The 17,694-nt window shown below is 44.3% G+C and carries 14 protein-coding genes; 5 read left to right on the top strand and 9 right to left on the bottom strand.

Going from position 1 to position 17,694, the window contains the following annotated elements; genetic code table 11:
- Window positions 1-69: 69 nt before the first annotated feature.
- Window positions 70-1,914, bottom strand: coding sequence for a translational GTPase TypA (typA, locus tag HY960_12470; protein MBI5216557.1), 1,845 nt, complete (start codon window positions 1,912-1,914; stop codon window positions 70-72).
- A 228-nt stretch (window positions 1,915-2,142) separates the two neighbouring features.
- On the opposite strand from typA, the gene HY960_12465 reads away from it, so the two are divergent.
- Window positions 2,143-2,661 carry a periplasmic heavy metal sensor gene (locus tag HY960_12465; GenBank protein ID MBI5216556.1) on the top strand — a complete coding sequence of 173 codons (519 nt, stop codon included), beginning with the start codon at window positions 2,143-2,145 and terminating at the stop codon, window positions 2,659-2,661.
- A gap of 89 nt (window positions 2,662-2,750) precedes the next feature.
- Here HY960_12465 and HY960_12460 read toward each other — a convergent pair whose 3' ends face one another.
- Complete coding sequence (locus HY960_12460; GenBank protein MBI5216555.1) at window positions 2,751-3,173, bottom strand: BrxA/BrxB family bacilliredoxin; 423 nt, start codon at window positions 3,171-3,173, stop codon at window positions 2,751-2,753.
- A gap of 197 nt (window positions 3,174-3,370) precedes the next feature.
- On the opposite strand from HY960_12460, the gene HY960_12455 reads away from it, so the two are divergent.
- Genes HY960_12455 through HY960_12445 form a run of 3 tightly spaced genes read left to right on the top strand, consistent with a single transcriptional unit; the run spans window position 3,371 to window position 7,762 of the window.
- Window positions 3,371-3,730 carry a winged helix-turn-helix transcriptional regulator gene (locus HY960_12455; protein MBI5216554.1) on the top strand — a complete coding sequence of 120 codons (360 nt, stop codon included), beginning with the start codon at window positions 3,371-3,373 and terminating at the stop codon, window positions 3,728-3,730.
- Window positions 3,720-5,057, top strand: coding sequence for a PAS domain S-box protein (locus HY960_12450; GenBank protein MBI5216553.1), 1,338 nt, complete (start codon window positions 3,720-3,722; stop codon window positions 5,055-5,057). Before HY960_12455 ends, HY960_12450 begins: the two co-directional genes overlap by 11 nt.
- Before the next feature lie 20 nt (window positions 5,058-5,077).
- Window positions 5,078-7,762, top strand: a complete 2,685-nt coding sequence (locus tag HY960_12445) for a PAS domain S-box protein (protein ID MBI5216552.1) — start codon at window positions 5,078-5,080, stop codon at window positions 7,760-7,762.
- Between the two features lie 7 nt (window positions 7,763-7,769).
- Here HY960_12445 and purE read toward each other — a convergent pair whose 3' ends face one another.
- The 5 genes from purE to ubiE form a co-directional block, all read right to left on the bottom strand.
- Window positions 7,770-8,261 carry a 5-(carboxyamino)imidazole ribonucleotide mutase gene (gene purE / locus HY960_12440; GenBank protein ID MBI5216551.1) on the bottom strand — a complete coding sequence of 164 codons (492 nt, stop codon included), beginning with the start codon at window positions 8,259-8,261 and terminating at the stop codon, window positions 7,770-7,772.
- Window positions 8,262-8,403: 142 nt separating this feature from the next.
- A complete protein-coding gene (locus HY960_12435) occupies window positions 8,404-9,423 on the bottom strand; it encodes a threonylcarbamoyl-AMP synthase (GenBank protein ID MBI5216550.1) in 1,020 nt (339 codons plus the stop codon).
- An 8-nt stretch (window positions 9,424-9,431) separates the two neighbouring features.
- Window positions 9,432-11,690 carry a TonB-dependent receptor gene (locus HY960_12430; GenBank protein ID MBI5216549.1) on the bottom strand — a complete coding sequence of 753 codons (2,259 nt, stop codon included), beginning with the start codon at window positions 11,688-11,690 and terminating at the stop codon, window positions 9,432-9,434.
- Between the two features lie 85 nt (window positions 11,691-11,775).
- A complete protein-coding gene (locus HY960_12425; protein ID MBI5216548.1) occupies window positions 11,776-12,612 on the bottom strand; it encodes a hypothetical protein in 837 nt (278 codons plus the stop codon).
- A 158-nt stretch (window positions 12,613-12,770) separates the two neighbouring features.
- The gene (ubiE, locus tag HY960_12420; GenBank protein ID MBI5216547.1) at window positions 12,771-13,490 is read right to left on the bottom strand and encodes a bifunctional demethylmenaquinone methyltransferase/2-methoxy-6-polyprenyl-1,4-benzoquinol methylase UbiE; all 720 of its coding nucleotides are present in this window, start codon (window positions 13,488-13,490) and stop codon (window positions 12,771-12,773) included.
- Between the two features lie 90 nt (window positions 13,491-13,580).
- Here ubiE and HY960_12415 point away from each other — a divergent pair, with 90 nt between their 5' ends.
- Window positions 13,581-16,049 carry a carbohydrate binding family 9 domain-containing protein gene (locus HY960_12415; GenBank protein MBI5216546.1) on the top strand — a complete coding sequence of 823 codons (2,469 nt, stop codon included), beginning with the start codon at window positions 13,581-13,583 and terminating at the stop codon, window positions 16,047-16,049.
- A gap of 96 nt (window positions 16,050-16,145) precedes the next feature.
- Here HY960_12415 and HY960_12410 read toward each other — a convergent pair whose 3' ends face one another.
- Both HY960_12410 and HY960_12405 read right to left on the bottom strand, forming a co-directional pair.
- Complete coding sequence (locus HY960_12410) at window positions 16,146-16,694, bottom strand: bifunctional nuclease family protein (protein ID MBI5216545.1); 549 nt, start codon at window positions 16,692-16,694, stop codon at window positions 16,146-16,148.
- 3 nt (window positions 16,695-16,697) lie between these two features.
- Complete coding sequence (locus HY960_12405; protein MBI5216544.1) at window positions 16,698-17,669, bottom strand: electron transfer flavoprotein subunit alpha/FixB family protein; 972 nt, start codon at window positions 17,667-17,669, stop codon at window positions 16,698-16,700.
- Window positions 17,670-17,694: the final 25 nt, after the last annotated feature.

Here is a 17,694-nt window from a genome sequence, read left to right as displayed (position 1 = left end):
TCTATAGGATCGTGCCTCGTCTCAAACAAAAAAGAAACCCCGTTTTGTTAAGCGGGGTTTCTTTTTACTTCAATCTATTGTTACTGCTTTTTTCTTTGACATCCTTGTCCGTTCGTTATGGTCAAGATATTTTTTTCGAAGACGAAGTGATTGCGGTGTTACTTCGATATATTCATCGTCAGCAATCCACTCGATTGCTTGTTCGAGTGAGTGAATGCGCGGCGGTTCTAAACGGATTGCCTCGTCGGCTCCGCTTGCGCGCATGTTCGTCAATTGCTTGGTCTTGCAAACGTTGACAATAATGTCCTCATCCCTCGCGTTCTCGCCGACAATCATTCCTTTATATACTTTTGTTCCGGGTTCGATAAAAAACGTAATGCGTTCCTGTAATTTGAACATCGCATACCCGGTTGCCAAACCATCCTCAAGTTGAACGACAGCGCCTTTGTGTCGAGTGGAGAGTTCACCCTTGAACGGTTCGTATCCGTGAAAGTTGTGGTGAAGAATTCCTGTTCCTTTTGTGTCTGTCATAAATTCGGAACGGAAGCCGAGCAAACCGCGTGCGGGAACGAGAAACTCCAATCGCGTATTCCCTTGTGTTTGCAGCATGTTTTTCATTATTCCCTTGCGCGAACCAAGATTTTGAATAACGATTCCTGCATGTTCGTCGGGCACATCAATAATAACATGTTCAATCGGTTCACTCAGCACATCGTCTATGCGTTTGTAAATTACTTCCGGCGCGGAAACCTGAAACTCAAATCCTTCACGTCGCATCGTTTCAATGAGAATGCCGAGATGTAGTTCACCGCGCCCGCTTACTTTGAACATATCGGGCGAATCTGTCAGTTCGACGCGCAAACTGACGTTAGAGCGGAGTTCACGCGCCAAACGTTCACCAAGATTTCTCGTCGTTACGTATTTCCCTTCCATTCCGGCAAACGGAGAATTGTTGACGATGAAATTCATCGAGAGTGTTGGTTCTTCAATGGTGACGAACGGAAGCGGTGTCGGGTCTGCGGCATCGGCGATAGTTTCACCGATGTCAACATCTTCCATTCCTGCAAGAGCGATGACATCGCCTGCGTGTGCTTCCTGCGCTTCAATCCGCTTCAATCCTTCGAAGGTATAAATTTTTGTCACACGCGCGTCATCAACAACTCCGTCGCGATGAATAATTTTCATCGGCGAACCAAAACGAATAGTGCCGCGCGCAATTCTTCCGATGCCAAGTCGTCCGAGATAATCGCTGTAATCAATTGTCGTGACGAGCATTTGAAACGGAAGCGAAGCATCTCCCGGAGGCGGTGGAATTTTATTAACGATTGCCTGAAATAAAGGTTCGAGGTTCACTCCTTCTTCTTCAAGTTCGTTCTTTGCAATTCCTTGTTTTGCTATGCAATAAATAGTTGGAAAATCTAACTGGTGGTCGTGCGCACCGAGCGAAAGAAACAGTTCGAACACTTCATCAAGTACTACATGCGCGCGGGCATCTTTTCTATCAATCTTGTTGATGACAACAATTGGTTGAAGATTGAGTTCGAGCGATTTTTTCAATACGAATTTTGTTCCGGGAAGAGGACCTTCCGCGGCATCAACAAGCAACAAGACACCATCAACCATTTTCAGCGTGCGTTCAACTTCTCCGGCAAAATCCGAGTGACCCGGGGTATCAACGATATTAATTTTCGTTACTTCCTTTCCCGGTTGTTTGTAAAACACGGATGTGTTTTTTGCAAGAATAGTAATGCCCCGTTCGCGTTCAAGGTCGTTCGAGTCCATGACGCGTTTTACAACTTCCTGATTTTCGCGAAAGGTTCCTGTTTGTCTGAGCATGTGGTCAACGAGTGTCGTTTTGCCGTGGTCAACGTGCGCAATAATTGCAATATTTCTGATATTGTTTCGAGTCTGCATAAAATGATGATGTTTCTAAGAATGAAAAATCCTGTTCCCTCATTGAGAGTGAAACAGGACGCAAAAGCCTTTCATTTGCTGTTGGTTTGCCTTGTTTTCTATAAGGCGACACCAATTTACAGATTTTCTGCCTTATAGAAAAATGCCTTGTTTGTTAAACTTCTTTCGCGAACGAACGGTCTAACATTGTGAAAATTTCAAACAACACATTAACGAAAGGAAAATAGTATGAAGAAGATTTTAGTTTTATTTGTTCTCACTACGGCGTTTGTCTTTGCTCAACCGCGCTGGATGGACGATGATGATTTCGGTCCTCCAACGGGACACAAACCATTCATAGACCGGTTACATCTGACGGAAGAGCAAGAAGAACAATTCGACAAGTTCCGTTCAGAGTTTCAGAAAAAGAATATTGAACTTCGGGCAAAAGTCCAAACGATGCGACTCACTCTCAGGGATTTATTCGATGAAGACAAACCCGACCAAGGGAACATTGAATCGGTCATCAGCGACATCAGCAAAGTGCAAAACGAGATGAAGTTGAATGCAATATCGCACTGGTTCAAAGTCAATAAAATTTTACAACCGGAACAGCAGGAACTCTGGAAGGAACATCGCGTAATGATGAAAAAGCACATGGGGCAACGACAAGGTTTCGGGCATGGAAAACGAATGAACCGGGGACACGGGCAGGGACAACACGGGCTGGACGTGAAACACGGTTGCCGCGGCAACTGTTGTGACTGATAGGTCGGGAAAAATTGAGTCGTCTTGTGGAGAACGAAAAACGCCTCGTGCTGTTCAAGTGCGAGGCGTTGTTGTTTTATATTTCGCGATTAGTTTCTGGGAAGACAATGCTTCTCGAAAGCATCCGTCAATACTTTAGTAACACTTTGTGCATCGCTGATTTCTATTTCGGAGCGATGAATCATCTGAACAAGTTTTCCATCTTTGAGCAAAGCAAATGATGGAGAAGACGGAGGCATTCCGGTAAAATATTCACGGGCGCGGGCTGTTGCCTCACGGTCACCGCTGGCAAAGACTGTAGCAAATACATCCGGCTTCACCGTGTGTTGCATGGATTGAACAAACGCCGGTCGTGCAACGCCGCCTGCACATCCGCAGACAGAGTTAACAAAAATTATTGTTGTTCCTTTTTGATTTTGTAAAAGCGAGTCCACTTCTTCGGGAGTGCGAAGTTCCCGAACTCCGTGTTTGGTTACTTCCTGTTTGATTTGGTCAATAAGAATGTCGTACATAGTAAATTTCCTGTTTCGTGAAAGAACTGTTGATTTTGATGGTTGAATATACAAAACGCTGGGGAACTGAAAAACTTTGAATTACGACACAAGGTTGAAATGTGATGTTCAAGAAAATTCTTTCGCGTGGTATTTGAATTTCGTTGACTGAGTTTTATATTGGTTGCAATAATTCTAAATCATGTAACCAGTTCTTTATGAAAAAATCAATTTCCAATAAAATACTTTTTGAACTTCATGCCGAAGTGTGTAAAACACTTTCCCATCCCAAGCGTCTTGAAATTTTAGCAATCCTGAGAGAGGAGGAGCGAAATGTCAGCGAAATCGTGAGCAAGATGAACATTACGAAGTCGAACGTATCACAGCATCTTGCCGTGATGAGGAAGGCGGGTATTCTTGAAACCCACCGTGACGGATTGAACATCTTTTACAGGATTTCCAATCTAAAAGTTATGACTGCATACGACCTCATGTGCGAAGTGCTCTTCGAACATTATCAACAAAAAAATACCACCATTACTGAAGCGAAAAAAGAGCGCACCCATCATGTCAAGTAAGAATAAAAAATTGAGTTGGCAAAGAAGTAGCATCCTTTCGCCGTTCCTTTTGCTGGTTGTCGTTGCGTTGTCAATCTTCCTCAGCGAAGGAATTATTATGTACCTTCTCCAACACTTACACTCTTTGTCACCGCAGGCAGAAGGTATTATTGATGCGTTTATCCTGACGCTTATTATTTTTCCAGTACTCTATATATTTGTCTTCCGTCCCATGGTTCGACTCCTCAGGAAAAACGAAGAAGCACATCGGGAATTAGAAAAAGCGAACACCAATCTGGAAATCAAGGTCGCAGAGCGAACCTCGGAACTAACCACTACAAACAAGGCATTGCGTGAAAGTGAAGAACGATTCCGTTCGGTGGCACAATCAGCAACGGAGGCTATTATAGTTTCTGATAGCGACGGAAATATTATTTCATGGAACGGGAGCGCGCAAACCATTTTCGGCTACATAGAAGAAGAAATAATAGGACAATCTCTCACTCTCTTGTTGCCGGAACGTTACCGCGACGCTCACAGAAACGGATTAGCGCGTTATCGCGCAACGGAAAAATCTCAAATGATCGGTAAAACGAAAGAGTACAATGGACTAAGAAAGGATGGCAGTGAATTTCCGTTGGAACTTTCCCTGAGTGCGTGGAAACAAGATGATACTATATACTTCTGCGGCATTATTCGCGATATCACCGAGCGAAAACAAACAGAAATCCGGTTAAAAACTCTCTCAAGCGCAGTAGAGCAAACTGCCGATAATGTGTTTATTACTGATAATAATGGAGTTATTCAATACGTTAATCATGCATTTACGAAAACAACCGGATATTCTTCTGAGGAAGCAATCGGCAAAACGCCGAGAATTTTAAAATCCGGAAAGCATGACCAGAGATTTTATGAAGAACTCTGGGGTACGATCCGTTCAGGGTATGTTTTCAGCGCATCATTTATCAACAAGCAAAAAAATGGTGAATTGTATTGGGACGAAAAGACAATCACTCCCATTAAGGATCAAGAAGGTGTAATCACTCATTTTGTTTCCACGGCAAAAGATTTTACAAAACAAAAACTCGCCGAACAGGAACGTGAAAAACTCCTGGCAGATTTACAGGAAGCATTTGCAAATATCAAAACCTTAAAAGGATTAATTCCGATTTGTGCATCGTGTAAGAAAATCCGCGATGACAAGGGATTCTGGCAACAAGTAGAAGGATACATCATGGAACATTCGGATGCAAGTTTCAGTCATGGCATTTGCCCGGGTTGTATTGAGAAATTATATCCGGAAATTGCAAAAAAAATGAATTTAACTTCAAAAGGCAAGGACAACTAAAAGCGAAGGAACAAACAACGATGCATCAATCAGAAACATCGGGAGAAAAGAATAACGAAAACACTGAAATACAACTGAAAATTCTTTCCATCGCATTGGAGCAAACAGCAGATTGCGTTATCATTACCGACAGGGACGGAATTATTCAGTATGTCAATGCCGCCTTCGAGAAAGAAACCGGATATACGCGTGAAGAGGCAGTTGGAAAAATACCACGTTTCCTTAAATCCGAAAAACATGAAAATAAATATTATAAGCGCCTTTGGAATACGATACTTTCCGGGAATGTATTTAGAGGAGTTCTCATCAACAAGAGGAAAGATGGAAATATTATCTATGAAGATAAAACCATTACTCCGTTGAAGAATGAAAAAGGAGAAATTACGCATTTCGTTTCAACGGCAAAGAACATTACCGAACAAAAACTGATTGAAGAATCGTTACAACGAAGCGAGGAACGCGACCGGGAATTGTTTGAAACTACGAACGAGTTGATCCATGTACTTACACCGGACGGACGTTTCCTCTTTGTGAACCGCGCTTGGCGGGAAGCTCTTGGATACTCTGAAGATGAAATTGAGAACCTTGTGTATAGACAGATTATTCATCCCGAAAATGAACAGCATTACGATACAATATTCCGCCGGGCACTTGCCGGCGAAGAAATAGACCGTCTTGAAACTTCATTTATCACGAAGGATGGAAAGAAATTAGAGTTAGAAGGGAGTATCAAATGCAGATTTGAAGAGGGAGTTCCAAAAAACATCACCTATTTTCTTTCTGATGTCACTCATCAACGGAAAATAGAAGAAGAGCGGTTGAAACTTCAGACCATTTTAGAAGAAAGTCTGAACGAAATCTATGTGTTTGATGCTGAGACGTGGAAGTTTCAATATGTCAACGAGGCGGCACGGAGAAATCTTGGATATTCAGCTGAGCACTTAGATAATTGTACTCCGCTCGATTTGAAACCTGAATTCACCGAAGCAAAATTTCGGGAATTGCTTCTGCCGTTATTTAACCATCAGCAAAAACAGGTAATTTTTCAAACCGTTCATCAGAGGAACAACGGAAGTACGTATCCGGTTGAAGTCCATCTACAACTCGTTGAGCAATCTTCAAAGCAGGTGTTTCTTGCCGTTATTTTTGATATTACGGAACGATTAAAGATAAAAGAAAAATTACTCCTTGCCGCACGGACGCTTGAAAGCATTTCTGAAATCACAACTATAACAGATCTTGAGAACAGATTCATTTTTGTCAACAAGGCATTTGTGGAAAAATATGGGTATACCTACGAAGACGTTCTCGGACAGCACATCAGGATGTTAGCAGCGCCTGAAGTCGGGAATGAAGTGTTGGAAGAAATTTACAGTAAAACTTTGCAAGGTGGTTGGTCTGGTGAACTTCTTAATCAAACAAAAGACGGGAACATATTTCCCATTTCACTCACCACATCAAAAATACATGACGAAAACGGGAATATTCTTGGTCTTGTAGGAATTGCAGTTGATATAACAGAGCGGAAAAAAGCAGAAGAAAAAAGGAAGTCCCTGGAACAGCAACTTCTTCAGGCACAAAAATTAGAAAGTTTGGGAACGCTTGCCAGTGGCATCGCACATGATTTTAATAATATCCTCACAATCATCATCGGGCATGCGTCTCTATTCAACAAGTATTATGACGACAAAGAAAAATGCTTTGAGAGCATTGCTTCAATAACAAAAGCATCGCAACGAGGTGCCTCGCTGGTAAAACAACTCCTGACGTTTGCCCGAAAAACCGAAACGACCCGTCAGGCAATGTGTGTAAATTCCGTTGTGAGCGAGATAGCAAAACTCATCGGGGAAACATTTCCGAAAACAATTCTCCTTTCAATCCAACAGGAGAACCATTTACCGGTTATTGTCGCTGATTCGTCACAGATACATCAGGTCTTGCTGAATCTCTGTGTCAATGCACGGGATGCTATGCCGAACGGAGGAACACTCACGCTTGCAACAACGGTTATTGAAGCCAATTTTCTTCCATTAAAATTTCCACGCCGTGCAAATATCCACGAGTATATTGAAATCCGGGTAAGCGATACGGGAATGGGAATAGAGGAAGGAACGATGAAAAGGATTTTCGAGCCGTTCTTCACGACAAAGGAATTGGGAAAGGGAACAGGGTTAGGTCTCTCCGTAGTCTTTGGAATCATCGAAGACCATCACGGCTTTGTTGATGTCACTTCTTCTGTTGGAATGGGGACGACATTTATTCTTTATCTCCCCGTTCCGGAAAACACTGAAAAAATAAATAGGAGTGAAGTTGTCGCAAAAGAAATTTCCGGTGGTACGGAAACACTCCTTATTGTCGAAGACGAAGAAATGCTCAGGGAGATGCTGAAAGTACTCCTTGAAATGAAAGGATACCATATTATTACCGCACAAAACGGGGAAGAAGGAATTCAATTGTACAGAGAATACCAGAGCAGGATTTCTGCAGTCGTGACCGATATGGGACTTCCCCGGACAAGCGGGGATGAAGTATTTCGAAAAATAAAAAGCATGAATCCGGTTGTGCCGGTTATCCTAGCAAGCGGATTTATTGACCCGAATGTGAAATCCGGTTTGGCAACGGATGGCGCTAAGCATTTTGTACAAAAACCGTATTCGCCCGATGAATTGCTGAAAACTATCAGGAATTGTATAGATGGAAAATAATATCCGGTTAACCGTTCGCTTTCAACACTTTTAGGCGCATCTCTTCGCGGTACGCGTTCATCTTCTTCATGATTGCCGGATATTTCAATCCGAGCATGCGCAACGCGAGCAATGCCGCGTTTGCCGAACCGTCAATCGCAACGGTGGCGACTGGAACTCCACTCGGCATCTGCACCATTGAGAGAAGCGAATCAAGTCCGTTCAGCGATTTTGATTTGATGGGAACACCGATAACCGGCAACGGAGTTTTCGCCGCAAGTACTCCTGCAAGATGCGCCGCGCCGCCGGCGCCTGCAATAATCACTTCCACTCCGCGGTCAAGCGCCGTCTCGGCATAGTTCAATGCTTCATCAGGAGTCCGATGCGCTGAGAGGATTTTCCACTCGCACGCAACGCCGAATTTTTCCAATATCTCTTTCGCCTGCATCATCGTCTCAGAGTCTGATTGACTTCCCATGATGACGGCAACAATAGGTAATTGTTTCTTTGATGGTTTCATTTTCTGTTTCATCTTTTTGTTCTTCATTTGTGGTTCATAGTTATTTGTCATTAGTCATTAGTCATTTGTCATTTGTGATTGTTAATTGGTGTCTTTAATCATTAATCTTCAATCGTAAATCGAAAATCGTCAATAAAAGAAATCATTCGCGTTGTGTTTCCGCAGCGCGCCGAAGTCTATCCATCACAGCAACGCCCAGTCCGACTTCAGGAACCGCCTCGACGATGATTGCATCAATTTCCGGCTGGTCGAATAAGCGAAGCGAATCAAACAATCGCTGTGCGTATCCTTCAGTGGATGATTGAAGCACAAGAAATGATGAGCCGTTCGACAGCGCACGTAACTCATCGCTATAGATAATCGCCCGAACGTTTTTTCCTTCTTGCTGAAGTTTGTTCCATTGTTGATTGAATTGCCCGACATTTTTTGGCTCTACCAAAATCACCTGCACATCGGGCGCGTAATGACGATGCCGTGTTCCCGGTGAGCGTTTCATTTGTTCAATATCTTTTGCTGTTTGAACTGTGCCGATTACTCGCTCAAGTCGTTCACGCGAAATTCCTCCGGGGCGGAGAATAGTAGGTAGATTCGATGTTGTATCAATGACCGTTGATTCAACGCCAATCTCTGTCGCTCCGGCATCGAGAATCATTTCAATTCTCCCGTTCAAATCATCAAACACATGTTGCGCGGTTGTGGGACTTGGTTTGCCCGAACGGTTTGCGCTCGGTCCGACAATTCCGTGCTTGAGTTTTCTTACAAGAGCAAGCGGAACTGCATGATTCGGCATTCGAAGCGCGATGGTATCCAACCCTGCGGTAATAATTTCCGGAACAATGGATGAATGTTTGACTACAAGCGTCAACGGTCCCGGCATGAATGTTTCGGCAAGAGTTCGGGCAACGGGAGAAATTTCTCTTCCCAGTTCAAACAATTGTTCGATAGAAGCGATGTGAACAATGAGCGGATTATCTGCCGGGCGTCCTTTTGCATCAAACACTTTTTTTACAGCATTGGGATTCAGCGCATCGGCGCCGAGCCCATAGACCGTTTCTGTCGGGAAGGCGACGAGTCCGCCTTGTTGCAACACCTCCGCCGCAATATTAATAATTGACTCTTCGGGTTGATGCGGAGAGACAGTGATGAGCGTTGTCTCTTTCATCTAGGAAGTTAAAATGATGCGGTGATAGTTGCAGTCGCCCGGCGTTTCAACAACGAGCCGCCGAAAATCTCCCAGTGCTCTCTGTTCAATACATTGGCAATGCTCATACTCATAGACAAGTTATCCGAGTAATGATAACTCCCGGAGAAATCGAGCAATGTGTACGCCAGAATATCGCCTCGGAAAACTCCCGCCGACCAGAAGAACGAGGGGACGTATTTCATTTTCACACCAAGGTCAAATGAAGACTGAGAATAGGTCGCTCCGATATTAAATTTGTATCGGGGCGCGTTGGGAACGAGGAAATTATTATTCGGGTCGTTCGGATGTCCTTCGAGAATCTTGAAACTGAAATAGGAAAAATTCGCGTCGACCGTCCAATGGTTGGTAAGGTAATAATTTGCAGAGAGTTCATATCCTGCTTCCGTTACCTTTCCCGCGTTCGTGTAAGACCAAATGAGACGACCGTATGTCGGCGGGTCTCCGGGAAGAACGGTGGAGTACGGATAATTCAAATTCAATCCCGGTCCCAAATCGGAGATGAAGTCGCGCATCTCGTTATAGTAGATGTCTGCGCTGACAAAGAGAGTGTGTTCAAGAACGCCCTTATAACCGATTTCAAATCCGGAAATTTTTTCAACTTTGAGTTGGTCGTTGCCAAGATATGCAAGCGCTTTGAACGGATGCTTCACATACAGAAACAGTTCGGAATAGTTCGGCGCTTGAAACGCGCGGTTATACGTTACGCGAAATGTATGTTCCTGCCATGGAGACCAGACAACTGCCGCTTTCGGTGAAATAAAATTTTCGTGAAGCGTTGAACGGTCGAAACGGGCGGCGACAACTGTTTTTAATTGTTCGGAAAACCTGTACTCACCCTGAGCAAAGATGCCGCTTGTGTTATCATTACGCGGCGAAAGCATTAACGTTCCTTTTGTGTCAATGTTGATGAGGCGATGGGAAATTCCACCGACGACAAACAGTTTGTTATCAAGCGCTGTAAAGTTGTATTGAAGTTCACCGTGTGTAATCGAAGCATCCTGAATCAACGGAAGTCCTGTCGAGAGTGAGCGCTCCGGCTCTTTGTTGATTCGTCCGTTTGACCAGAGTAAGAAATTAAAGCCGTGTCCGGCGTATAGCAATCGTCCCCACGGGCGTTGCGCTTTGATTGCCTGCACTCTGCCGATACCCGTGACAATCACTTCTCTTTCTGCCTGAGCGATGCCGCCTTCGAGTGTTGTAAAACCTCCTCCATCATATTCATAATCAACCCGCGCCGAGGCGTACATAGTTTGAATCGGATTCAAATCCAGGTCTGTGACTTCATCATTAAGAACCGGATGAAACTGAGTTTTAGCATATTCAAATTGTTGATTCGTCCGGATGACGCTATACGACTTTCCGGAAATTCCGCCAGCGTTTACTTTGTAACTCCAATTGCCCGCAATGCCTGCGTGACGAATATCTCCGCGATACATATTCATCTCTCCGAAGCCGGTAATGATTTTTGTTCCTGGTGAAAGCCGTGGTGGGAAAGAAGAAATGTTGATGACACCGTTGTACGCGTTCGCACCATACAATGCTGAGCCGGGTCCGCGAACAAGTTCGATGTGCCCGAGTTCTTCCAGCGGAATAGATAATCCGTTCCATTCCGTCGCACCGAGAAATGCAGTTCCCAAATCTCTGCCATCGAGCAAAATTAACATGCGGCGATTCAACGAACTGTTGAATCCGCGCGTGTTGATATTAAAATCGAACAAACCGTTTTGCGCCAAATCAATTCCCGGTTGGGATTCCAAAATCTTTGGTAACTGTCCGCTTGATGAAGTACGGATGATATCCTTCGTATCAATCAAAGAAACGGATGCAGGCGCATCGGTAATCCGTTCTTTTTTGAATGACGCACCGAAAACAGTAACGCCGCCTATCTCGACCGATTTTTCCCGGAGAGCGATATTTTTTTGAACAGTTTCATTCGCAGTAATGGAGAACGAAATCTCTTTCGTCTCATAACCAACGGCTGAAATAACTAATGTGTGTTCCCCGATGGAAACGTTTTGGATAAGATATTTACCTTCAAAATCAGAGGAGACTCCAAGCGTCGTTCCTTGAATAATGACGTTCACCATCGGAAGCGGAACGCGACTCTCCGCATCCGTTATGTATCCGGTAATACTACCCATGGTTTGTGAGGTAGCTGATTGTGTCAATAATAAAAAGAACAATGCAACCATCAGATTGCATATCGGTCGAGTTTTGAGACGCATGGTAATGCTCGTGTATAGTTATTCCGGAAGTAAAAGAAAAACCCCGAGTGAAATTGTACCTCGGGGTTTAGTTTATATGAATTGATTAGAAATTCTTGCTGACCATTGTTCGGAAATTGCCGGGACCTTCTGCATTTCCTGCCAGGAACATTTGAACAGGTCCGACATTGTTTGCCAGCCACAATTTTGCTGTCACGCCTGCCGACAACACTGCGCCGCCGGAACTGACCGTTCTTGTGACGACGAGTTTGTATGTTTCATAAGTTGTTGAACCGACGGTGATATTTTCTTTGCCTTCAAAAATACCTTCAATTTTCAAGTTCACGGTAATCGGGTTGCTCACTCCGCCGACATAACTTGTAAAGTCTTCATTGAAACAGGTAAACTTTGTTCCAATACCTGCACTCGGTTTTGCAAGAGTAATGAAACGAAGGGAATCGTTGCGCGCAGTTGTGTCACTCGCGCTTTTCCATATCTTCGTGCTTGAACTGCGGTAGAAGTATCCAAGATTTGTCATGTACGAGAAATCTCCCGTTGCAGTATCCTGTCGGATAAACACAGGTGTGAATTTGTTATTCACTGCAAAAGCCGGAACACTTGTCGTATCAAAAATAAGGACGGCACTTTCACCGACAAGATTTGGAAATACTGAGGCTGGAAGAACTGCTGAAACCGGAATTTTGTTGCCAACCGTCCATTTGGTTGAGTAGCCGGTTTCGGTTCCGTTGATTTTCGTTTCTGTTTCCGTTGCTGTAAGGTAACCGCTATAGGTGATAGCATTGCCAGCAGTGAATGGGAAAAGAGTTGTCGGCACGGAAGTATCCGGCGGCGGTGTGATGGTTTCATCTTCTTTACAACCGACTGTCAACATGAGGGCTACAGTCAAAGCCAAGAACAACGCGTACTGCGTGTATTGTTTCATAAGAAACTCCTGAAATTAATAATTAAGTATAAGGGTATATATTAAGTGCGCTAAAGATACTCAAACATAATGAGAGATTCAACTCTAACTTCTATGCCCGGTACATCCGGCAGTTGAAAAAAGACAAAATCTATAAAAGCAGGATAATTATCCTATTTTTATTTCCTCCCGATAAAAATCGTTGCAACTCCCAACGTCAGAAAATGTACCTTTACTTCCGAGAATCCTGCTTGCTTCATTTGTGAAGTGAATTCTTTTTGTCCGGGAAAACTTGAAATAGAACTTGGCAGATACGTATATGCTGAGGTATGACGTGAAATGATTTTTCCGATGAGAGGCAGTGCAACCTGAGAATAGAACGTATATAATTGTCTGACAACCGGCAGTTCGGGTGAGGTCAATTCTAAAATCAAGGAACAACCATTTGGTTTCAGGACACGATACATTTCCTGTAATGATTGTAACCGATCTGCAAAATTCCTGATTCCAAAAGCAACCATCGTTGCATCGAAACTTCCTGATTTGAACGGAAGATGAAGCGCATCGCATGAGACCAGTAACGGCGCTTGTGCCTCTTTGTGTTGTACCGCTTTCTTGCGGAATACTTGTAACATGTTGTAGGCAAAATCAGAAGCGACCAACGTGCCGGGCTCTAACTGCAACGCATCAAGCGCTAAGTCGCCGCTTCCGGTTGCAATATCGAGCAATGCACCCCCGCGTTTTTCTTCAAGCAAACGAATTGCTTTTCTTCTCCAAAGAATATCCAAACCGAAACTCAACAGGTGATTGAGTCGGTCATACGTTGGTGCAATTGCATCGAACATCTCCCTGATTTCTCCGGGATTAGTTCGGGTGGGAAGTTGATTGGCTGAATTCATACGTGTGAATGTGTTGAAAATATTTCTAACATTCAAATCAACGATTCGTTTGTTTTTTGGTAAGTTTTCTCGTATGTTCAACAGAATTTTATGAAGCGGAAGTTCCGAATTTTCATATACTCTCCCTTGTTGTGGGTGTTCCTCTTTCTGATTTCTGTCACCGCACAGGAACAGGAAAAAAATGTTATTGCCTATCGCGTCTCCTCTCCAATTTCACTCGATGGAAAACTTGTAGAACCTGACTGGGATTTTTCAACATTTATTTCCGACTTCAAACAATTCGACCCGGAAGAAGGTGAAGAACCGACGGAACGGACAGCCATCAAAATTTTGTATGATAACGATGCATTATACATCGGTGTGAAGTGTTTCGATTCAGAACCATCGGCAATCGAAAAACAAATAACTCGCCGCGACCGCACATCCCAAGCAGACCGATTCTCCGTTATTATTGATTCTTACCATGACCATAATACAGCATTTCTCTTTAGCGGTTCGGTCTCCGGCGTCGTCTCCGACGGAATCCTTTCGCATGACGGACTTGTATATGATGTGCAGTGGGATGCGGTCTGGGATTTTGAAACGCGGACAGATGACGAAGGTTGGACGGGTGAATTTAAAATTCCGTTCAGTGCGTTACGATTTTCTGAACAACGTTCGGAATATGTTTGGGGAATAAATTTCCGTCGTTTTATTGCGCGGAAAAAAGAAACAGTTGAATGGGTAATGGTAAAACGAAGCGAAACGCCGCCCGGAACTATTTCTTCTGTCTCGAAGATGGGACATCTCACAGGGATGAGCGGTATTAAACCGCCGATTCATCTTTCCCTGTTGCCATACGGAATTGCGAAACAGAGTTTTCTTTCCAAGCCCGCCCCTTTTCCACACCAAAGTAATACGGAAGTTAACGCCGGACTTGATATGAAGTACGGTATTAGTAACAACTTCACACTCGATTTGGCAATCAACCCGGATTTCGGACAAGTGGAAGTTGACCAATCAGTATTGAATCTCACCGTGTTTGAAACAAGGTACCCGGAGAAACGACCATTTTTTTTAGATGGTTCACCAATGTTCAACTTCGGAAATTTATTTGATAATCGCTCGCTTCAGATGTTTTACTCAAGAAGAATCGGGAAAAAACCGTTGGCTCCGTACGGAACTCCTTCATCAGGACATTTCTTTGCTGAAGAGCCGCAAACAACGACTATCCTCGGCGCTGGCAAACTTACAGGACGAACGGAGGGCGGACTTTCCATCGGGTTGTTGACAGCCTTAACAGAACAGGAAGAAGGAGTTGAAGAAAACCTGAACGGAAACAGACTTTCTCCTATTGTGTTTGAACGTCAGGCAAGTTATAACGTTCTTCGACTCAAACAGGATTTCAGCAATCAAAACTCACTTGGATTTATGGCAACCGGGGCATTCAAAGAAAAACGCTTTCCATCAGTCAGCAGTGGGATTGATTGGAAGTTGAAATTTGATGAAGGCGCGTACGCCTTCGATGGATATGTTGCCGGTTCGTTAATCACACCTGCACCTGATAAACAACAAACAGGAACGGCGGGTCGTATCGGACTTGGAAAACTCGAAGGTCAACACTGGCTTGCATTTTCTTTTTATGATTTCTCAACGAAAAACTTTTTTATCAATGACCTCGGATTTTACAGTCAGCCACGCGAGCACGGTGGATACACGCAAGTCACATATAAAGAAGACAATGCAGAGGGAATGTTGCGACGGTATGCAAGCGCTTTCCAGTTAAATTACCGGTGGAATTGGGAGGGGGCGAAAACTGTCGCTGAGTTTGAATTTGAACCGAGTATGGAGTTCAGAAATTTCTGGATGGTTACGTTGAACTACACACAAATCTTTCCGTCGTTTGACGATGAGAATCGCGGCATCGTCGGATTATATCGCAAGCCTGCCGGAAGTACGATTGTCGCGACTATTCAGACAGACTCGCGCAAGCCTGTCAATATGATGATGCATGGTGGAATTCTGACAAACGAATTGGGAATGAATACCGGCATTGTTTCGACCCGGCTTACACTTCGCCCGCTCACGTGGATGGAATTTGTACCGGCGTTCACGTATTATGAAACACGCAATGAAGAAGCGTGGGTCATTCCGCAGTACACAGAACACGGGTACAATTTGTTTGGAAAGAGAGATATTGACCAGCGCGATATTTCGTTGCGAGGGACGATAACATTTTCACCGCATCTCAGTTTACAATTTTTCACACAAGTACTGTTGGTAAAAGTTCACTACGAAGATTACCGGGAACTTGTCTCACCAACCGATTTGAAACCATACGATATTCAAAATTCTCTCACATTCTATGACCCGGATTTCAACGAACAAGTTTTGAACGCGAATGTTGTATTGCGATGGGAGTATCTGCCGGGAAGCACGGCGTATGTTGTCTGGACTCAAGCTCGAGAGGGATACAACACACCGTACACAACTTCTTTTGGCGAAGATTTCGGGCAAACTTTTCGGCTTCCGATGGATAATGTGCTTCTCTTGAAGTTGAGCTATTTTTGGAGTTTATAACCTCTTTGTTATGAGGAGGTGCTTACTTTCGTACGTTCACTTCAAACAAAAAAGTCAGGCTGTAAACCTGACTTAAAAATCTATGAGTGAGTCATCCTACTCGTGTGTTTCAAGTTTCCGAAGTTCATCACGAAGTGCGGCGGCTTTTTCGTAATCCTCCCGTTCGATTGCCTGTTGGAGTTGCGCTCTGAGCGCTTCAAGTTTGGTAAGACTGGGTTGTTTCTGTTGTGATGCACTCTCCTGCTGTTCATCCGGAAAAAATGCCGCTTCGTTCATCACATTTCCCGCGACGAATATCGGAACGCCGAAGCGAACAGCAAGTGCAATCGCATCGCTCGGACGCGCATCAACTTCTCTGTTGTCGATTTGTAAGTACGCATAGAACGTTCCTTCCCGTAAATCACTGATAACAATTTCGAGCAACTCTGAACCGAGCGCTTCGACGACATTTTTTAACAGGTCATGCGTAAGCGGTCGCGGCGGTTTAATGCCTTCAATTTCGAGCGCGATGGATTGTGCCTCAAACGCCCCGATGATAATGGGAAGGCGGCGTGTCCCATGTGTCTCTTTCAAAATCAGCGCGTAGGCTCCGCCGCTTTGCGGATTGGTTGATAATCCTAAAATTTCTACTTGAATTTTGTTCATGCGTTATTTGCCTAACGCTGTTTTGCACGCTTCGTTGAGTTTCGGCAGAACTTCAAATACATCCCCAACGATTCCGTAATCTGCAACCTGAAATATCGGAGCGTCTTTATCTTTGTTGATGGCGACAATACATTTCGAGGAAGACATTCCGGCGAGATGCTGAATCGCCCCGGAAATTCCGCACGCGATGTACAGCGAAGGTGATACCGTTTTTCCGGTCTGCCCGACTTGTTCATCATGCGGACGCCAACCCGCATCAACGACCGCGCGGCTTGCACCGACTGCACCGCCGAGAATATCGGCAAGTTGTTCGAGCATTGTGAAATGTTCGGGGGCTTTCATTCCCCGACCGCCGGAGACGACGATACTTGCTTCTGTTAAATCCGGACGACCTTCTGCAATTTTCACTGCCGTCGCTTTTGTTTTGAAATCGGCATCATTCAATTCAACAGTTGCAGTTTCAACAGTTGCTGTCCCTGTGCTTGGTGTTGCAGTAAAAACATTCGGTCGAAGCGTGAAGAGTTTGACTGGCGAAGAGACGGTGACATCAATAAATGCCTTGCCTGCATAAATCGGTCTGGTTGCAACAATGGTTCCTTTTTCCACTTTCAGCGCGGTGCAATCTGCGGCGATGCCTGCATCCAACTTCACCGCAACACGCGATGCCAAATCTTTTCCCATCTGACTTGCAGGAAGAAATACAACGGACGCCTGTTCGCGTTTCGTAATCTCTGCAACGATTTTGCTGTACGCCGTGGTCGAATATAATTGCAAACGTGCATCCTGCACAACGATAACTTTTGTCGCTCCGTACTTTCCCAACTCGGAAGCGATGCCCTGCACATTGTTTCCGACAACGAGCGTAACAAGTTCCGCTCCCAATGTGTCTGCAATGTTGCGTGCGGCTTGTGTTGTTTCAAATGCAGATTTCTTAAACTTACCTTCTCGCTGTTCAGCGAATGACAATAGCTTCATATCAATGCAAAATGTAAAATGAAAA

The organism is Ignavibacteriota bacterium (genome assembly GCA_016212665.1).
Classification (GTDB): domain Bacteria; phylum Bacteroidota; class Ignavibacteria; order UBA10030; family SZUA-254; genus FW602-bin19.
The sequence above is the reverse complement of the archived record's forward strand: the minus strand, read 5'-3'. Positions and strand labels throughout refer to the sequence as shown.

Excerpts from the sequence above, each read along its gene's own strand:
- HY960_12460 (MBI5216555.1), bottom strand. The coding sequence starts at position 3,173 with ATGTACGACATTCTTATTGACCAAATCAAACAGGAAGTAACCAAACAC.
- purE (MBI5216551.1), bottom strand. The coding sequence starts at position 8,261 with ATGAAACCATCAAAGAAACAATTACCTATTGTTGCCGTCATCATGGGA.
- HY960_12405 (MBI5216544.1), bottom strand. The coding sequence starts at position 17,669 with ATGAAGCTATTGTCATTCGCTGAACAGCGAGAAGGTAAGTTTAAGAAA.
- typA (MBI5216557.1), bottom strand. The coding sequence starts at position 1,914 with ATGCAGACTCGAAACAATATCAGAAATATTGCAATTATTGCGCACGTT.
- HY960_12435 (MBI5216550.1), bottom strand. The coding sequence starts at position 9,423 with ATGAAAGAGACAACGCTCATCACTGTCTCTCCGCATCAACCCGAAGAG.
- HY960_12425 (MBI5216548.1), bottom strand. The coding sequence starts at position 12,612 with ATGAAACAATACACGCAGTACGCGTTGTTCTTGGCTTTGACTGTAGCC.
- HY960_12455 (MBI5216554.1), top strand. The coding sequence starts at position 3,371 with ATGAAAAAATCAATTTCCAATAAAATACTTTTTGAACTTCATGCCGAA.
- HY960_12415 (MBI5216546.1), top strand. The coding sequence starts at position 13,581 with ATGAAGCGGAAGTTCCGAATTTTCATATACTCTCCCTTGTTGTGGGTG.
- HY960_12450 (MBI5216553.1), top strand. The coding sequence starts at position 3,720 with ATGTCAAGTAAGAATAAAAAATTGAGTTGGCAAAGAAGTAGCATCCTT.
- HY960_12410 (MBI5216545.1), bottom strand. The coding sequence starts at position 16,694 with ATGAACAAAATTCAAGTAGAAATTTTAGGATTATCAACCAATCCGCAA.
- HY960_12430 (MBI5216549.1), bottom strand. The coding sequence starts at position 11,690 with ATGCGTCTCAAAACTCGACCGATATGCAATCTGATGGTTGCATTGTTC.
- HY960_12465 (MBI5216556.1), top strand. The coding sequence starts at position 2,143 with ATGAAGAAGATTTTAGTTTTATTTGTTCTCACTACGGCGTTTGTCTTT.
- HY960_12445 (MBI5216552.1), top strand. The coding sequence starts at position 5,078 with ATGCATCAATCAGAAACATCGGGAGAAAAGAATAACGAAAACACTGAA.
- ubiE (MBI5216547.1), bottom strand. The coding sequence starts at position 13,490 with ATGAATTCAGCCAATCAACTTCCCACCCGAACTAATCCCGGAGAAATC.